At 53.6% G+C, this 15,888-nt stretch carries 11 protein-coding genes and 1 pseudogene; 3 read left to right on the forward strand and 9 right to left on the reverse strand.

Features of this window, described 5'->3' with window-relative positions:
• Positions 1–33 precede the first annotated feature (33 nt).
• On the forward strand, positions 34–903 hold the full coding sequence (locus tag WM95_RS13415; protein ID WP_088544801.1) for a crotonase/enoyl-CoA hydratase family protein: 870 nt from the start codon (positions 34–36) through the stop codon (positions 901–903).
• Here the strand turns inward: WM95_RS13415 and pdeR are convergent.
• The 7 genes and pseudogenes from pdeR to crrC all read right to left on the reverse strand — a co-directional run bounded on the left by pdeR (position 900) and on the right by crrC (position 11,961).
• Positions 900–2,895: pseudogene (pdeR, locus tag WM95_RS13420) on the reverse strand (cyclic di-GMP phosphodiesterase). The gene WM95_RS13415 and the pseudogene pdeR overlap by 4 nt on opposite strands.
• Before the next feature lie 323 nt (positions 2,896–3,218).
• The gene (locus WM95_RS13425; protein ID WP_045355886.1) at positions 3,219–5,153 is read right to left on the reverse strand and encodes an exoribonuclease II; all 1,935 of its coding nucleotides are present in this window, start codon (positions 5,151–5,153) and stop codon (positions 3,219–3,221) included.
• Positions 5,154–5,241: 88 nt separating this feature from the next.
• The gene (locus WM95_RS13430) at positions 5,242–6,228 is read right to left on the reverse strand and encodes a CMD domain-containing protein (protein ID WP_059446729.1); all 987 of its coding nucleotides are present in this window, start codon (positions 6,226–6,228) and stop codon (positions 5,242–5,244) included.
• A 152-nt stretch (positions 6,229–6,380) separates the two neighbouring features.
• Positions 6,381–7,169 carry an enoyl-ACP reductase FabI gene (gene fabI, locus WM95_RS13435; RefSeq protein ID WP_003856831.1) on the reverse strand — a complete coding sequence of 263 codons (789 nt, stop codon included), beginning with the start codon at positions 7,167–7,169 and terminating at the stop codon, positions 6,381–6,383.
• A 270-nt stretch (positions 7,170–7,439) separates the two neighbouring features.
• Positions 7,440–10,535, reverse strand: a complete 3,096-nt coding sequence (locus WM95_RS13440) for a multidrug efflux RND transporter permease subunit (RefSeq protein WP_063409187.1) — start codon at positions 10,533–10,535, stop codon at positions 7,440–7,442.
• A 4-nt stretch (positions 10,536–10,539) separates the two neighbouring features.
• Entirely contained in the window at positions 10,540–11,451 is a 912-nt protein-coding gene (locus tag WM95_RS13445; protein ID WP_176600601.1) for an ABC transporter six-transmembrane domain-containing protein, read from the reverse strand.
• Between the two features lie 123 nt (positions 11,452–11,574).
• Entirely contained in the window at positions 11,575–11,961 is a 387-nt protein-coding gene (gene crrC / locus WM95_RS13450) for a colistin resistant protein CrrC (protein ID WP_063409188.1), read from the reverse strand.
• Between the two features lie 271 nt (positions 11,962–12,232).
• On the opposite strand from crrC, the gene WM95_RS13455 reads away from it, so the two are divergent.
• Positions 12,233–12,937: a response regulator gene (locus WM95_RS13455; protein ID WP_047741788.1), complete on the forward strand. Its 705-nt coding sequence runs from the start codon at positions 12,233–12,235 to the stop codon at positions 12,935–12,937.
• Positions 12,934–13,998 carry an ATP-binding protein gene (locus WM95_RS13460; RefSeq protein WP_047741789.1) on the forward strand — a complete coding sequence of 355 codons (1,065 nt, stop codon included), beginning with the start codon at positions 12,934–12,936 and terminating at the stop codon, positions 13,996–13,998. Before WM95_RS13455 ends, WM95_RS13460 begins: the two co-directional genes overlap by 4 nt.
• On the opposite strand, the gene WM95_RS13465 is transcribed toward WM95_RS13460, so the two are convergent.
• Positions 13,979–14,920 carry an ATP-grasp fold amidoligase family protein gene (locus tag WM95_RS13465; RefSeq protein ID WP_063409186.1) on the reverse strand — a complete coding sequence of 314 codons (942 nt, stop codon included), beginning with the start codon at positions 14,918–14,920 and terminating at the stop codon, positions 13,979–13,981. The two genes, WM95_RS13460 and WM95_RS13465, sit on opposite strands and share 20 nt — an antisense overlap.
• 160 nt (positions 14,921–15,080) lie before the next feature.
• On the reverse strand, positions 15,081–15,887 hold the full coding sequence (gene sapF / locus WM95_RS13470; protein ID WP_023312051.1) for a putrescine export ABC transporter ATP-binding protein SapF: 807 nt from the start codon (positions 15,885–15,887) through the stop codon (positions 15,081–15,083).
• Position 15,888 lies beyond the last annotated feature (1 nt).

Here is a 15,888-nt window from a genome sequence, read left to right on the forward strand (position 1 = left end):
CGCAAGGCGCTTTTTTATAAGAGGAATTAGACTATGACAGTTATCAATCAGCCTACCTGCACACTGTTTACCGATACTGAACGGTTCACGCAGCTGTCAGGGTATTACGAGGCGGAGCGTCACACGGTCTGGATGATGCTGCGGGCTCAGCCACGTCCTTGCTTTAACCATGCGTTAATAGAGGAGATCATGAACTTTTCATGGCTGGTTCGCCAGTCGGGGTTTGCGGTTGATTTTTGGGTAACCGGATCGCTGGTTCCCGAGATGTACAATACGGGCGGTGATTTACAGTTCTTCGTCGAGTGCATTCAGAACGGACGTCGGGAAGCGTTACGGGCGTACGCTCGCGCCTGCGTTGATTGCGTCCATGCGGCCTCGCGGGGGTTTGATACTGGGGCTATCACTCTGGCAATGGTCGAAGGCAGTGCGTTAGGGGGCGGGTTTGAGGCCGCTCTGGCGCACCATTTCGTCCTGGCTCAGCGCGATGCCCGTTTAGGTTTCCCTGAAATTGCCTTCAACCTGTTTCCGGGTATGGGAGGATATCCCCTGGTTGCACGCCGTGCAGGCATGAAGCTGGCGGAGGAACTCATCTACAAAGGGGAATCCCATACGGCTGAATGGTACGAACAGCACGGGCTGGTGGATGTCCTGTTTGAACCGGGGCAAAGCTATGTCTCTACCCGAACCTTCATCGATACGCTGCGGCCAAAACTGAATGGCGTAAGGGCGATGCTGCGCGCCCGTACGCGCGTTCTGCAATTGCCCCGCAGTGAACTGATGGACATCACGGAAGACTGGGTTGATGCCGCTTTCTGCCTGGAGCCGAAAGATATCACCTACATGGAGCGTCTGGCCACGCTGCAAAACCGCCATCACGCGGCGGGCCTGCGTAAAGCCAGTTAACGTTGATTTCGCGCTTGATATCGTTTTAGCCATCGCTCGAATGCGGCAGCGGGCATCGGCTTAGCAAACAGAAAACCCTGCCGTTCGTTGACGCCGTTCTTGGTCAGAAAGGCGTCTTCTTTTGCATTTTCCACACCCTCGGCAATCACCTGCAGATTTAACGCCTGCGCCACCGCGACGATAGCGCGCACCAGCGACTGGGAAATAGACTGCTTATGAATATCCCTGACGAAAGATTGATCGAGCTTAATGGCGTCGATAGGGAAGCGGGCCAGCTGAGAAAGGGAAGAGTAGCCGGTGCCAAAATCATCCAGATGAATTTGCGCCCCGAGTCGGCTGAACTGCTGGATCACGGACAGCGCCAGCTCTTCATTTTCGATAAGACAGCTTTCGGTCAACTCAACGTCGACCGGGCAGTATTCAAAATTCAGATCCTTCAGCGCCTGCTTTAAGTCGCTGAAGATGGTCTGGTCGGCCAGCTGGCGTGCAGAGACGTTCACCGCCACGCGCAGGTTTATTCCCTTATCGCGCCATTTTGCCACCTGGCGAACCACATCGAGCATCACCCAGCGGCCCAGCGGCACAATCAACCCCGACTCCTCGGCATAAGAGATAAACTCCAGCGGCGGGATCAGGCCGCGTTCTGGTGATTGCCAGCGGACCAGCGCTTCAAGGCTTCTGACTTCTCCGCGCCAGGTTATTTTCGGCTGATAGTGGATCAGAAGCTGATCGTTATCCAGGGCTTTGCGCAGGTTGGTATCCAGCCAGAGATACTCAAACACGCGCTGGTTCATCTCGGGTGAGAAGACGCAGAACTTGCCCCGGCCGTTCTCTTTGGCAGTGTACATGGCGGTATCGGCGTTGCGAATAACGCTTTCCCGGTCGTTCCCGTGCTGCGGGGCGAGGGCGATACCCAGAGAGCAGCCGGTATAAATCTCAATCAGACCGATTCGGAACGGCTGGCGCAGACGGGTTAAAATGCGCGACGCCATCGCCTCCAGAGAGCCCTGAGAGGTAGGTATTGGTGGCCATGACGATAAACTCATCGCCGCCAAGACGCGCCAGCACCTGTTCTTCATCCAGACAGCTCAAAATGGCGAGGGCGACAGCCTGCAACAGCTGGTCGCCAAACATATGCCCGTAAGCGTCGTTGACCTTTTTAAAGTTATCCAGATCGAGATACACCACGCCCACCTGCGTGTCGCCGCGGTTGTCGATGGCGTCAGAAATGAGATCGTGGATCGCATTGCGGTTTGGCAGGCCTGTGATGGTATCGGTATTGGCCAGCACGCGCAGCCGCTCCTGAGCGCGGCGCTCCTCGGTAATATCTGTCCCGGAACAGATGAGGAAAATTTCATTTTTACCGCTGCCGCTGTGCACGAATTTGTTTCTGAACAGAAACAGCCGCTGCCCTTTACGCGTTTTGATCCAGCGTTCGACTTCGTAGGAGCTGCCGTTGCGAAAAAAACCGGTAATATTGCGCTTTGAGGCTGCCGCTTCGCTGCGGCTCATAAACAGCTTAAATACGTTCTGACCAATGACTTCTTGCTCTTTCAGGCCGGTGTACTCTTCGCTAAGCCGGTTAAAACGCTGAATATTGCCGTGCTGATCGAGGATAACAATGACGGAGTTGGCCTCGGAGACAACCTGTTCCGCAAAAGAGAGCCCCTGAGCCAGATCGCGCGCTACGGAGGGCGTATCATTCCAGGCGGAAGCGGTGCCTGCCCACTCGTTGCGGGTAATTTTACGGCCGACAAGATGAACCGGGACATCTTCCCCGTACAGGGAGAGCGACATGGAAATGCTGGAGGTAATAACGGTTAAATGACGGATGAGATCGGCCTGTTCATCGTCCAGCGCCACGACCTGAGTGACATCGGCATTTTCGCTGGTGGAAAGGTGCAGAGCGTTGCTGTCAGCTGACAGGCGCCACCACGGGCTGTGAGTCCCCATGTAGCGAAACAGCAAATTCTGCTCCAGATCGTCCATCATGTTTTCTCCTGCAGCTGTTCATTAGCGCACAAATTATTCATTTGCTGTCGACTTTTCCGTTGAGAAACAGCGGCAAAACCGAAGTGAACCTGTTGTTTTTCCCTGCTTTCTTATAATAAAACGAGCCAGGTGAAAAAGGATACTGAGCGTATAGAAATTCACGTAACCGAATATAACAACACTCTTTTACTGTAGATAATTATGGCGATTTTGGGCGAAGGGATACTGAAAATAGTAAGGAAAAATAATGATTTTGTGGCGGGGATAAAAAGAAAAATTGTCGGCCCTTCCGGAAAGGAAATGGCCGACAATTGAACCGGTTATCAGGCGACAGGGCGCGCGATAATACTGCGGGTTTCCATGCGAACTTCGGCGATAGTAACGTCAATCACGTCGGTGACTTTGTAAACTGTTTCACCTTTAATTTGCACGGTGCCGTTTTCCTGGCTACAGACCATTTCGTCACGAACCGCATGCAGGAACGGCGCAGGAATAAACGCGACAGCACCGTTATCGACCAGGCGAACGCGCATACCTCCGCGGCTGATATCAATGATCTCTGCGGCGAAACGGGTATCCGTACCGGCTTTATCCTGCAGGAAGCGTGCGTACAGCCAGTCTCCAACGTCACGTTCCGCCATGCGGTTCAGGCGGCGACGATCGGCCATCTGCAGCGTGGTGTCCTCCTGAGGACGGGCAATGGTTTCACCTTTGATAATCGCTTTCAGCAGACGGTGGTTGACCATATCGCCATACTTACGGATCGGCGATGTCCAGGTGGCGTAAGCTTCGAGGCCAAGACCAAAGTGCGGGCCAGGCTCGGTGCTGATTTCCGCGAAGGACTGGAAGCGACGAATGCGGCTGTCCAGGAAACCCGACGGCTGAGCGTCCAGTTCGCGGCGAAGCTTGCAGAAGCCCGGCAGCGTCAGCACTTCTTCCGGATCAACGTGCACATCGTGAGTCTTCAGCAGGGCCGCCAGCGCTTCGGTATTCGCCGGATCAAAACCGGTGTGGACGTTGTAAATGCCAAAGCCCAGCTTGTCGCGCAGCACGCGTGCGGCGCAGATGTTGGCGGAAATCATCGCCTCTTCAACGATGCGGTTCGCAATGCGTCGCGGTTCGGCCACGATGTCCAGCACTTCGCCTTTCTCGCCCAGAACAAAGCGATAGTCCGGGCGGTCTTTGAACACCAGCGCATGGGTTTTACGCCACTCGCCGCGGTTGAGGCAGATGCGATGCAGCAGACGGATTTGCGCGGCAATGGCGTCTGATTCAGGTTTCCAGCTACCGGTATTTTCAAGCCAGTCGGAGACGTTATCGTAGGCCAGCTTGGCTTTCGATTCGATGGTGGCGGCAAAGAACTCGATATCGTCTTCAATCGCGCCATCTGCGGCGATAGTCATGCGGCAGGCAAGGACCGGGCGCACTTCATTTGGACGCAGCGAGCAGAGATCGTCTGACAATTCGCGCGGCAGCATCGGAATGTTGAAGCCCGGCAGATAGTTGGTGAATGCACGGATTTTCGCGGCGTCATCCAGCTTGCTGCCTTCGGCAATCCAGGCGGTTGGATCGGCAATGGCGACGGTCAAATGGAGTTTGCCATCGGCGCCTTCTTCAGCGTACAGCGCGTCATCCATATCTTCCGTGCTGGCGCTGTCGATGGTGACAAACTCCAGTGCGGTGAGATCGCGGCGCGTCAGACCTTCGTCCTGCATCTCGGTCGCTACGCCGTTCGGCGCTTCTTTTTCAAGATTATGGCGTGCCAGCGTGACCCACCATGGCACGAAATGGTCGGCGCCAAAGGTGATGAACTGGGTCAGTTCAGCATAAAAACCGCGATCGCCTTTCAGGGGATGACGGCGCATTTCTGCTACGGCCCAGTCACCTTCTTTAAAATCATGCTCAACGCCACGGGCGGCGCGGCAGGGAATGGCATCTTTCAGCAGGGGATGATCCGGCACGATAGCAAGACGATCGTCTTTTCTCTGCACCTTACCCACAAAACGGGTCAGGAACGGTTCGATCAGTTCTTCCGGCTCGGCAGACTCGCGGTCCTTCTCGGTATGAATGACGGCCATGACGCGATCGCCATGCATCACTTTCTTCATCTGCGGAGGCGGAATGAAGTAGCTTTTCTGCGCGTCAACCTCAAGGAAGCCAAAGCCCTTTTCCGTGGCTTTTACGACCCCTTCTGCACGCGGCGTCTGGGAATGCAGTTGCTGTTTAAGCTGCGCTAGCAGCGGGTTGTCCTGAAACATAATGTTCTATTTTCGTAGCCATTGAGCGGCTGACAGTTTTACGCGATTCTCACTGTCTCAGCAAGCGCTCTTTGGGTAATTAGTATGGTTATTCCTCTTTACCAAACGCGACTTTCAAACGAGTGAGCCAGCCATCAAACGCGCTCCGGGTAAGCAGCATGATGGCATGTTCACCGGGGAGTCCTTGATCCGTGAGAGGGGTAAACTGCGCGGCGCTGAAGCGGTCCGGAGAGCGCGTCAGCAGTTCGACCGCCGCCGAAAGTGCGGGGGACGTCAGCGGGATCGCTTCGCGGGTGTTTAACAGGATTTCTCCGGTCAGGTCGAGCAGCGACGGCTCGTGGCAAAGGACCGGCGTCAGTGCCTCCAGCGCGGGTTCTGCCTGCCAGCGGGACAGCGACTCAAGCTGATGCGCACTCGCATAGCGCAGCTCGACGACGGGCAACAGCGGCACCCAGGCGGCGTGGCTCGCGGGCAGCGTGTGCGGCTGAATATGATGGCCTGGCAACCAGCGAACGGGGTGTCCTAACAGCGCCTGAAAAACCGCGACCACGCGCGCCTGAAAACCAATAAACCCGATAATCTGGTTAATCACCACAATGTCATATATTGACAGGCCAACCTCATCAAGCTGGTTCTGCGCTTTATCATCAATGACATCAGGGGAGCTGGCGAGCTGGCGGGCATACTGCGTAATTTGCGCCAGACGTCGGTTGCTTTCACGCGAGGAGTCCGGGCCGGGAAGCGGGGCGAGGAGGGCGGCGTAATGGTTACAAAGCCGCTGAACGCCACAGGCCTGGGCGACCGTTAGCGCGGTGCTGAGCCGATCGTAGGCGCTGAGCGTATGCAGGCGGTTCACGGGAATCGAGAGCGGAAACAGCTGGTGGCACAAGGCTCTGGCAGGGGTAAGCCAGCCAGAACAGGCGGCGACAATCTCATCAGGCAGGGCTAAATCGAGCAAAAAACGATCGTCGACGTTAGCGGCTTCGGGCACCAGAGGCAGAACATCTGTCTGCGCGTGGTTCGACTGGGTCTCGTGATACCAGTGGCCTTTGCCGGAAAAACGGCGTTGTTCCATGTGCGTTCCTTGATCTCAAAATGGCGATCAATATCCTGGCGTAAGGCAGATAAAGGGAAAAATATTGTTAGGTGATAACAAATAGCAGAACGGAATAACGAAGGGGCGGTGCGGGGGGAAACTCTCTTCCCGTGCGGGAAGAGAGTCACAGCTTATTTAATTTCCAGCTCGTTCATTGCAGCGATGTTGAAGCCGCCGTCAACGTGAACTACTTCGCCGGAGATACCAGCGGAAAGGTCAGAGCACAGGAATGCTGCAGAGTTACCCACATCTTCAATGGTAACGGTACGACGAATCGGGGTAACCGCTTCGCAGTGTGCCAGCATTTTACGGAAATCTTTAATACCGGAAGCTGCCAGGGTGCGGATAGGACCTGCAGAGATGGCGTTAACGCGCACGCCTTCAGGACCCATTGCGTTCGCCATGTAGCGTACGTTGGCTTCCAGAGAGGCTTTCGCCAGGCCCATAACGTTGTAGTTAGGGATAGCACGCTCAGCGCCCAGGTAGGACAGAGTCAGCAGGGCTGCGCCCGGGTTCAGCATCGCGCGGCAGGATTTCGCCATCGCAACGAAGCTGTAGGAGCTGATGTCGTGAGCGATTTTGAAGCCATCACGGGTAACCGCGTTCACGTAGTCGCCGTCCAGCTGGTCGCCAGGAGCGAAGCCAATGGAGTGAACGAAACCGTCGAATTTCGGCCATGCTTTTGCCAGTTCAGCAAACATGCCGTCGATGCTTTCGTCTTGTGCAACGTCACATTCCAGAACGATGCTGGAACCCAGCTGCGCGGCAAACTCTTCAACACGGCCTTTCAGCTTGTCGTTCTGGTAGGTGAACGCCAGCTCAGCGCCTTCGCGATGCATTGCCTGTGCGATGCCGTATGCGATGGACAGTTTGCTGGCAACGCCAGTCACCAGAATGCGCTTACCGGAAAGAAAACCCATAGCTTTAATCCTTATATTCATTGCTAATTTTGCCTTGTAATTCATAGCGTTACAGGCAGTATTTCAAAATCATTCGAAATTAGCTCGAAATTATAGCCCACTCACAGCCCCTTGTGTCACGATATTTCTCGCTGTTCTCCGAAGACGCCTGCTCCGAAGAATGCGCCGCGGACTCGCGGGGGCTCAAAATTTCAGCATTCGTCCAGTATATCACCCGGCAACAGCTTCGCCTCATCCAACCAGCGAGGAAGCGCGATCCCGCGAGGGTATTCACGCTTTCCTGAGGTTGTCGATGAAGCGCGCGATGACGATAAAGAAAACCGGTACGAAGAAAATGGCGAGAAGCGTACCGCTAATCATCCCGCCAAATACGCCGGTACCGATGGCATGCTGCGTACTATCGCTCGCCCCATGGGCCAGCATCAACGGAACAACCCCTAAGGTGAAGGCTAACGACGTCATCAGAATAGGGCGCAGGCGCTGGCCGGCGGCATGAATGGTTGCCGCCAGCAGGGGCTGCCCCTGGCGATGGAGCTGCCTCGCAAATTCAACAATCAGAATGGCGTTTTTGGCCGACAGGCCGATAAGCGTAATCAGGCCGACCTTGAAGAAAACGTCATTCGTCATGTCGGCAACGGACACCGCTATCACCGCGCCGATAAGGCCCAGCGGAACGACCAGCATGACCGCAAATGGAATAGACCAGCTCTCATACAGGGCGGCCAGCACCATAAACACGACCAGTATCGACAGGACGATAAGGCCCGGAAGCTGAGATTCCGATTTTCTCTCCTGCAATGAACTCCCTGCCCACTCGCCCGCCATGCCCTGAGGTAAATCTCTGGACAAACTCTCCATAACCTTCATTGCGGTGCCGCTGGACGCTCCCGGCGCCGCATTTCCGGTAATGCGAATAGCCGAATATCCCTGATAACGCGTCAACTGCTGCGGCGCAACGTGCCAGGAAAGCGTGGCAAACGTCGATACCGGCACCATCTGCCCCATCCGGTTTTTCACTGATAATGTCAGTATCTGCTCAGGCTGCATTCGGTAGGGCGCATCGGCCTGAACAATCACCTGCTGAACGCGGCCGTTGTTCGTATAGTCATTAACGTAATTTGAGCCCAGGGTGACGGAGAGCGTCTGGTTGATTTCATCAAACGAGACGCCCATTGCTTCCGCCTTTTCTCTGTCCACCTGGAGCGCAAGGTTTGTTCCTTCCGGCAGACCGTCTATATACACGTCACTCAGTTCAGGGCGCTGGTTGGCCTGCAGGACCAGCGCGTCGGCAGCGCGCTTTAACGCCTCGTAGCCCAGTCCCGCTCTGTCCTGCACGTACCAGGTGAAGCCCGACGAGGTGCCCATATCCGAAATGGCCGGCGGGAGCAGGCTCATCGTGACGGCATCAGAGACGTTCGCCATGCTGGCCTGTATAAGGTCGGCTTCCCCCTGGGCCGTCGAGCCCTGCCGATCTTTCCAGTCCTTCAGCGTGGTGAAGGCCATAGCCGAGTTTGGCCCTGAACCTGAAAATCCAAAGCCCAGGATCATAATGTTGCTTTCAATATTCGGCCGGGCCGCAATTTCCTCTTCAAATTTTTTAACCACGTTGAGGGTGCGCTGCATCGTGGCATCAGAAGGCAGCTGGATTGAGGACATAAAGTAGCCCTGATCTTCATCCGGCAGAAAAGACGACGGTAGCGAAGACAATCCCAAAAACAGCGCAGCGCAAAGCGCAGCGTACAGGAGCAGCATACGCCCGGTTCGCTTCAGAACGGCACCCAGCCCGGCTTCGTAGCAGACGGTGAGCGAACGGAAGCGCGCGTTAAACCCGACCGCGAACCTTCCACCTCCGCTCTTTCCTGCCTTATGCGGCTTGAGTAACGTTGCGCACAGGGCAGGCGTCAGCGTCAGGGCAAGAAACGCGGACAGCAGTATGGAGACCGCCATGGAAATACAAAATTGTCGGTAGATAATCCCGACGGATCCTTCAGCAAACCCCATGGGGATAAAGACGGCGGTCAGCACCAGCGTGATGCCAATAATCGCCGGGGTGATTTCCTGCATGGCTTGCCGCGTGGCGTCACGCGGGGACAGGCTTTTTTCCTCCATCAGCCGTTCGACGTTTTCTACGACCACAATGGCATCATCAACGATAATCCCTATCGCCAGCACCATGCCGAACATCGTCAGAATATTGATGGAGTAGCCGCTCAACAGCATCACGGTGAAGGTGCCAAGAAGGGCGACGGGAGCAACAATCGCCGGGATAAGCGTACAGCGTATCTTGTGCAGAAACAGCAGCATAACCAGGAAGACCAGGACCATCGCTTCCACAAATGCCTGAACAACCTTCATGATAGAAAGTTTCACAAACGGCGCGGTATCGAAGGGGATCGTAAACGCCATTCCTTCGGGTAACACCCGGGAAAGTTCGTCGATGCGCGCCCGTACGCCGGAAGCCGTACTCATTGCGTTGGCGCCAGGCGAGAGCTGGATTGCCGCCGCCGTTGCGGGCACGCCATTTTCGCGGATACCAAAAGCGTAGCTTTGCAGACCAGATTCAATCCGCGCAATGTCGGACAGTTTCAGGCGGGCGCCGGATGCGTCAGATTTCAGGGTGATATTCCTGAACGCCTCTACCGAGGAGAGCTGTCCCTTCACGGTGATGGGATACGTCACCCCTTGTCCTGCAGCGGCGGGCTCATCTCCCGTTTTGCCGGGCGAAACCAGGGCATTTTGCTGGCCAACGGCGGTAAGAACATCGCTTACCGAAAGCCCGTAGCCGTGGAGCTTCATGGGTTCCAACCAGATGCGCAGCGCTTTTTCGCCGCCAAACAGCTGAACTTTCCCTACGCCGGGCACGCGACGAAGCTCGTCACTGACGTTTCTGGCAAAATAGTCGCTTAAATCGGCTTCCTCAAATTGACCCGTCGCGGACTTAAGCCCCACCATCATTAAAAAGCCAGAGTTAGCGGCCTCGACGTTAATCCCGTTTTGCCTTACCGCCTGAGGTAGACGAGGCTCGACGATCTTAATCTGATTTTGCAGATCCATCTGCGCCAGCTTGATGTCCGTGCCCGGTTTAAACGTGACGGTAATCGATGCCGAACCGGTTGTGTCACTGGATGATTCAAAGTAGAGCAAATTATCTACGCCAGAGATTTCGCGCTCGATTAACGATACCACCGACGTGTTCATGATATCGGGACTGGCCCCCGGATAACTGACGGAAATAATGATTCCAGGCGGTGCTACCGCCGGATACTGCGCAACCGGTAAACGGGGAATAGACAGGAGTCCTGCCAGAACGATAAAAAGCGCTACTACCCAGGCGAAAACGGGGCGTTCAATAAAAAAATGCGGCATTAAATTAACGTCCGGTTACGTGAATTTCATCATCAGTGGATACGCGCTTGCCGATATCCCTGAGCTGCGAAAATTTCTCAAGAAGCTGCGGCGCGTCATCGAGGCTCGTTGCGAACATCCACATATAGGTCATCACCGAGTAAATATGTCCGGCGGTGATGCCGGTTGAGCGCGTCATCCAGACGATGGTCAGCGTAAAAAGCGCGGCAACAAGCACGCCAACCCACAAATAGCCCCACGCCTCGCGGTCAGATAATGCGATACGTAAACGCGCCAGCGTGGAGTAATGTCGGTGAAGCGTGGCCGTGCCCGCCTTATGGACATAATCCACTTCTTTTTCCAGCCGATTATTCAGGCGCATGAACAGCCATTCATTTTTACGGGCATATCCTGAGACAAATCCGAGCAGGATAAATACAATCGCAAAGCAAATGACGCCGGCCCAAAATTCAATAAACAGCAACATGATTGCGGCACCAAAAAGTGAGCTCAGCGAGGTAATAAGCAGGGGAAGGTGCATTTCAAAGAAATCCACATATTCGCGCGAGAGCGTTACCCTGGCGGCGATCGCCGAATGGTTAAGCTGGTATTTGCGCTGTGCCAGGACGACGGAAACCGCGAGTCCGGCATAAATGCGTGTAAACGTGCGCGTGTCTACGCTTCGTCTGGCCGCACCGATGAACCACATGAAAAGCACCATCAGGCCATACAGCGCGGCGTTAAGCGTTTCACCGGCGAGGATGGCATTTATCGCGATGCCAGCCAGAACGGGATAAAGTAAAAACGTCACGTTTTCGGCCACCACCAGGAAAAAAGTGACAGCCAGTTTTTTCCGGTGCCGTATCGCGAGTTTTTTTAGCGAGTGCATCACTCCGGCAGGTTCAGAAGAACGAAAATTATTATTACGGTTCATCATTATGGGTAAGTCATGTCAGACTTTTCAGTGAGTTATTTTTGTGTGAAAGAGTGAAGTAGAGACTCTACCGCGCGCCTGTTTAGCGGACATGGGCGGTTTATGGAGGACGTGTGGAGCAGCGGCTCAAATCATTCTCATAATGAGGTACAGCGGTGCTCCGCCAAAAAAAATGATCAAATAACACTCGTAGTAAAAGATCAGATCTTCGATATCGGGCATCGCGTTTAACAGTACGGTGAACGTAATAATGAGATAGACAAAAATCATCATCAGCCAGAAGGCGACGACGAGTAGCTCAGTCAACGCGCCGGCTTTATGTTGGATCATCAGAGAGACCACTGATAATGCGATGCAGCCATAGATAATGGGTGAAGAGAGCAGCGTCGAGGCGACTTTTTCATCCATTCTGTGCACCAGTACCAGCCAGGTATAAAGTAATCCCCACGACAGCAGCAGGAACAGGGAGTATATACCCAGTTTTTTAGGAGAGAAATATTTAGAAAGTTCCATGTTCATTATTTCAGCCAACTTCATAAAATCTTTAAGAAACAGTGGTAATTTGCAACGCGCAATGCACAAAGGACTATGCCTCAATAGCGATTATGCGCGGACATTGTCGAGTCTTTATTGACTGAATGTGTAGGCTGTGTGGAGAAATAACCGGGCATTTAAATCAACCGGGAAATTTTCGTGACCACGGCACTTTTTCGCGGAGGCTGTGTCTTATTGTGCTAAAGATATCTGATAGCGTGCTCAAAGGGATTTCACCCACGGAGATAAAATGCACAAAAATACGCTGATCCTTATTGTTGAAGATGAAGACGAAATCGCCGATATACTGATGAGCTACTTAGAGCGTTCGGGAATGAAAACGCTCCGAGCCAGGCAGGGCGAACAGGCCATAGCGCTCAATCGCCTCCATAAACCGGATCTCATATTGCTGGACATTCACCTGCCCGTATGTGACGGCTGGAGCGTACTTACCACGCTTCGTCAGGAAAGCGCTGTCCCCGTCATTATGGTTTCCGCTCTCGATCAGGATGTCGATAAGCTCATGGGGCTGAGGCTGGGCGCGGATGATTACGTGATCAAACCCTTCAACCCTTCTGAAGTCGTCGCCCGGGTTGAGGCGGTGCTGCGCAGGACAAAACCCGCGCTTCAGCAGGCGGGTTCCCAGCCGCTCAGAACGCCATTTATTACGGTCTACCCGGATGACTTCTACGTGGAAGTCACCGTGGGGGCAGAGGTTGTCTCCCCGGTATTAACGACGACCGAATTTAAATTGCTCACATACCTGGTGAGATATCCGCGAAAGGTCTGCTCACGCGAAGAGCTACTCAACGCGTGTCTGCCGGAAGGGGATACACTCGACAGAACGGTCGATAGCCACATGAGCAAGTTGCGTAAAAAACTGGAGCTGGCCGGCCTTTACGGTGTTCCCGAGAGCATCAGAGGCATGGGCTACCGGCTTGGGGAAAAGAAATGAACAAAGAGTCTGTCCTGAGTCGTCAGATCTTAACGTATATGCTGTTGCTGACGTTTACGATCATTGCCATCGCCATACTCGGCTCCTGGTTTTTTTACTCCTTTATTCTGGATCACCTCCCGGGCGGCCCTGCTGCGGGCGATGACGAGCAGATGACGATGTGGGACTGGGCATGGATTGGGACCGCGACTACGATCAGTATGATTATTGCCCTCTTTTTCACGGTCAAACTTTCATCGCGGATACTCACCCCGCTAAACGCGGTAGCGTCCAGCCTGAAAAAGATTTCTCAGGGCGATCTGGACGCCAGGGCATTTTGCGCCAGTTCCCGGCTGGGTGAGATCAATCACCTGGTGACGGATTTCAATGAAATGGCGGAAAAATTACAGACGCTGGATATTCAGAGGAAATCCTGGAATGCCGCTATCGCGCATGAGCTGAGAACCCCGGTCACGATCTTACGCGGACGGCTTCAGGGGTTGGTTGACGGCGTTTTTACCCCGGACCCGGTGCTGTTTAATAATCTTCTCAAACAGACGGAAGGGTTAACCCGCCTGATTGAAGATCTCCGGGTTGTCAGTTCGGATGGCGGGGCGGGATACACGTTATGCCAGTCAAGAACGGATCTAAAAGGGACAATACAGAACGCACTCGATACGTTCATGCCCGAGTTCAGGCGTAAGGAATTTACCGTTAATACAGACCTGAGGGAGCAGCAGTGCGTATTCGATCCATTACGCATCAATCAGTGTCTGACCGTTTTATTTGATAATGCCTTACACTATTCAACCTCGCGCACGCTCATCGTGAAAAATGGCGTTTCTGATAAAGGCAATTATATCCTTATTCAGGACGGGGGACCGGGCATCCCCAGAGAGTTTCATGATTTCCTGTTTCAGCCCTTTCAGCGCGATAATGGCGCCAGACATGTGAACCCGGAAGGCTGTGGCTTGGGCTTGTCGGTAGTAAAAGCCATCATGCTGGCTCATGGTGGCGATGTTTCCTATACCTTATCGACGCAAAACCACTCGATATTTAAGCTCACCTGGCCCGACTCGTGAGCTTCAGCGGCAGGTCAAATCTGCCTGCCGGCGATAAATGCCATATTTTTCCTAACTTAGCATCCCATTCCTGCGGGGTAATCGTCAGTTTACCGCGTCTTGGGCTTAAGGTTATTTCGCTGAAATAGATTTCATCTTTTTTTAGCATAAGGTCAACGCGGCAGTAGTCAATTCCATCCGCCAGCTCCTGGGAGGCCAACAGTGCCTGACGGAACAAGAGCGGTTCGCCAGGCGTTGCTGAAGTATTCGGATATTCCATCCGGAAGGGTTGTAAGTTCCACTGCCTGTCATAAACGTTGATAAACCCTTTGCCGTTATCATCCGTAAAATCTGCTTCTACATAGTGGGCAACGCCATGAAAACAGTGGATCCTCAGCATTTCGGGCGTTGTGTTTCTGTCAGCATCGTCGAAGAGATCGACAAACGGCTCGCAAAGTATGCTCGGCGTAATGTTTTTGTACTGCCATTCGCGCGTGGTGTAGTAAAGATTTTTCTTTAACGCGAGGCTCAGCTTTTTACACGCTTCTTTTTCATTAAATTGCGCTTTGTTTGTACATATTATTGTGCTGCCGCTGTCATGGTTGCACTTAAGGACGAATTTGTCAGGAAGAATTGAAAAATCAATCTGCGACGGCCGGGTATAAACGCCAATTAATGGCACCGTTTTCACGCGCGTTGTTCTGGAGGAAACGTATGCCCGAACGGCGAGTTTATCCGCAAGCATCGTGTAGAAGTTATTATGGTCATAGACCAGACGATGACATATTTTTTCACTCAACGTCGTGGGCGAGTTAATGTCAGGAGTTTCCCCGGTTGATTTTTTAAGCCTCACGGTATGAAAATGCAGGTCCGTCACTAAAAATGAGCGGCATTTTCTGATGAGATACTCTGTGTATTTTAAAACGTAAGTGGCGGTGTTCATTTCTTCTCCTCCGTAATGTCCGGATATTCTGGAGAAGAACTGTTGATTGATATTGCTTAAAATATGGAGCAGGGATGGAGACGAAAATTAAAGGATTAAATAGCGCACGCAGACTATTTAATCCTTAATTTAATGGGGTAGTTTTTGTGAAGCGTCGCGCTTAGCGGTCCTTTCTCCACGCATCGGCGGTTAATGCTTCACCGAAATGACCGGCAATCAGCCGTTTTGTCAGTTCATGAAGCGGAGAGGCCATCACATCCGCCGTGCTGCCGCGCTCTACCACTTCACCCTGGTGCATGACCATCACCTGATCGCTGATGTGCTTCATCATTCCCAGATGCTGGGTGACGTAGATATACGAGATCCCCTGTTTTTCCTGCAATTCCAGCATCAGGTTAATCAGCTGCGAGCGCATCGACATATCCAGCGAGGCAAGCGCTTCATCCGCAATGATCACTTTTGGCCGCAAAATCAACGCACGCGCCAGACCCAGACGCTGTTTCTGGCCTGGTGCCAGCATATGCGGGTAGTAGCTTTCGTGATCCGGCAACAGCCCAACCATACGCAGGGTTTCAAATACGCGCTTACGGCGCGCCTCTGGCTCCAGGTCGGTGTTCAGACGCAGCGGAAAATCGAGGATCTGAGAAATGCGCTGGCGCGGGTTAAGCGAGGTAGACGGATCCTGGAAGATCATGCGGATGCGCTGGCTGCGGAAAGAGTAGTCGCCGAACGTCAGAGGATGATCGTCAATCAGCACTTCGCCTGCAGTCGGTTCAACCATGCCAGCGAGCATTTTCGCCAGGGTGGATTTCCCGGAACCGTTCTCGCCGATGATCGCCAGGGTCTGTTTTTCACGCAGCGTAAAGCTCAGCGGCTTCACCGCGTCGACAGTTTGACGATGAAACAGCCCCGTGCGGTAGCGAAAGGTCTTACTCAGGTTGCGGACTTCCAGTAAGGTTTCGACCATT

The organism is Enterobacter cloacae complex sp. ECNIH7 (genome assembly GCF_002208095.1).
GTDB classification, from domain to species: Bacteria; Pseudomonadota; Gammaproteobacteria; order Enterobacterales; family Enterobacteriaceae; genus Enterobacter; species Enterobacter cloacae_M.

What these genes read in the sequence shown, in the direction of transcription:
- WM95_RS13415 (WP_088544801.1), top strand. Translation starts at nt 34, where the DNA reads ATGACAGTTATCAATCAGCCTACCTGCACACTGTTTACCGATACTGAA.
- WM95_RS13460 (WP_047741789.1), top strand. Translation starts at nt 12,934, where the DNA reads ATGAACAAAGAGTCTGTCCTGAGTCGTCAGATCTTAACGTATATGCTG.
- crrC (WP_063409188.1), bottom strand. Translation starts at nt 11,961, where the DNA reads ATGGAACTTTCTAAATATTTCTCTCCTAAAAAACTGGGTATATACTCC.
- WM95_RS13430 (WP_059446729.1), bottom strand. Translation starts at nt 6,228, where the DNA reads ATGGAACAACGCCGTTTTTCCGGCAAAGGCCACTGGTATCACGAGACC.
- fabI (WP_003856831.1), bottom strand. Translation starts at nt 7,169, where the DNA reads ATGGGTTTTCTTTCCGGTAAGCGCATTCTGGTGACTGGCGTTGCCAGC.
- WM95_RS13440 (WP_063409187.1), bottom strand. Translation starts at nt 10,535, where the DNA reads ATGCCGCATTTTTTTATTGAACGCCCCGTTTTCGCCTGGGTAGTAGCG.
- sapF (WP_023312051.1), bottom strand. Translation starts at nt 15,887, where the DNA reads ATGGTCGAAACCTTACTGGAAGTCCGCAACCTGAGTAAGACCTTTCGC.
- WM95_RS13445 (WP_176600601.1), bottom strand. Translation starts at nt 11,451, where the DNA reads ATGATGAACCGTAATAATAATTTTCGTTCTTCTGAACCTGCCGGAGTG.
- WM95_RS13425 (WP_045355886.1), bottom strand. Translation starts at nt 5,153, where the DNA reads ATGTTTCAGGACAACCCGCTGCTAGCGCAGCTTAAACAGCAACTGCAT.
- WM95_RS13455 (WP_047741788.1), top strand. Translation starts at nt 12,233, where the DNA reads ATGCACAAAAATACGCTGATCCTTATTGTTGAAGATGAAGACGAAATC.
- WM95_RS13465 (WP_063409186.1), bottom strand. Translation starts at nt 14,920, where the DNA reads ATGAACACCGCCACTTACGTTTTAAAATACACAGAGTATCTCATCAGA.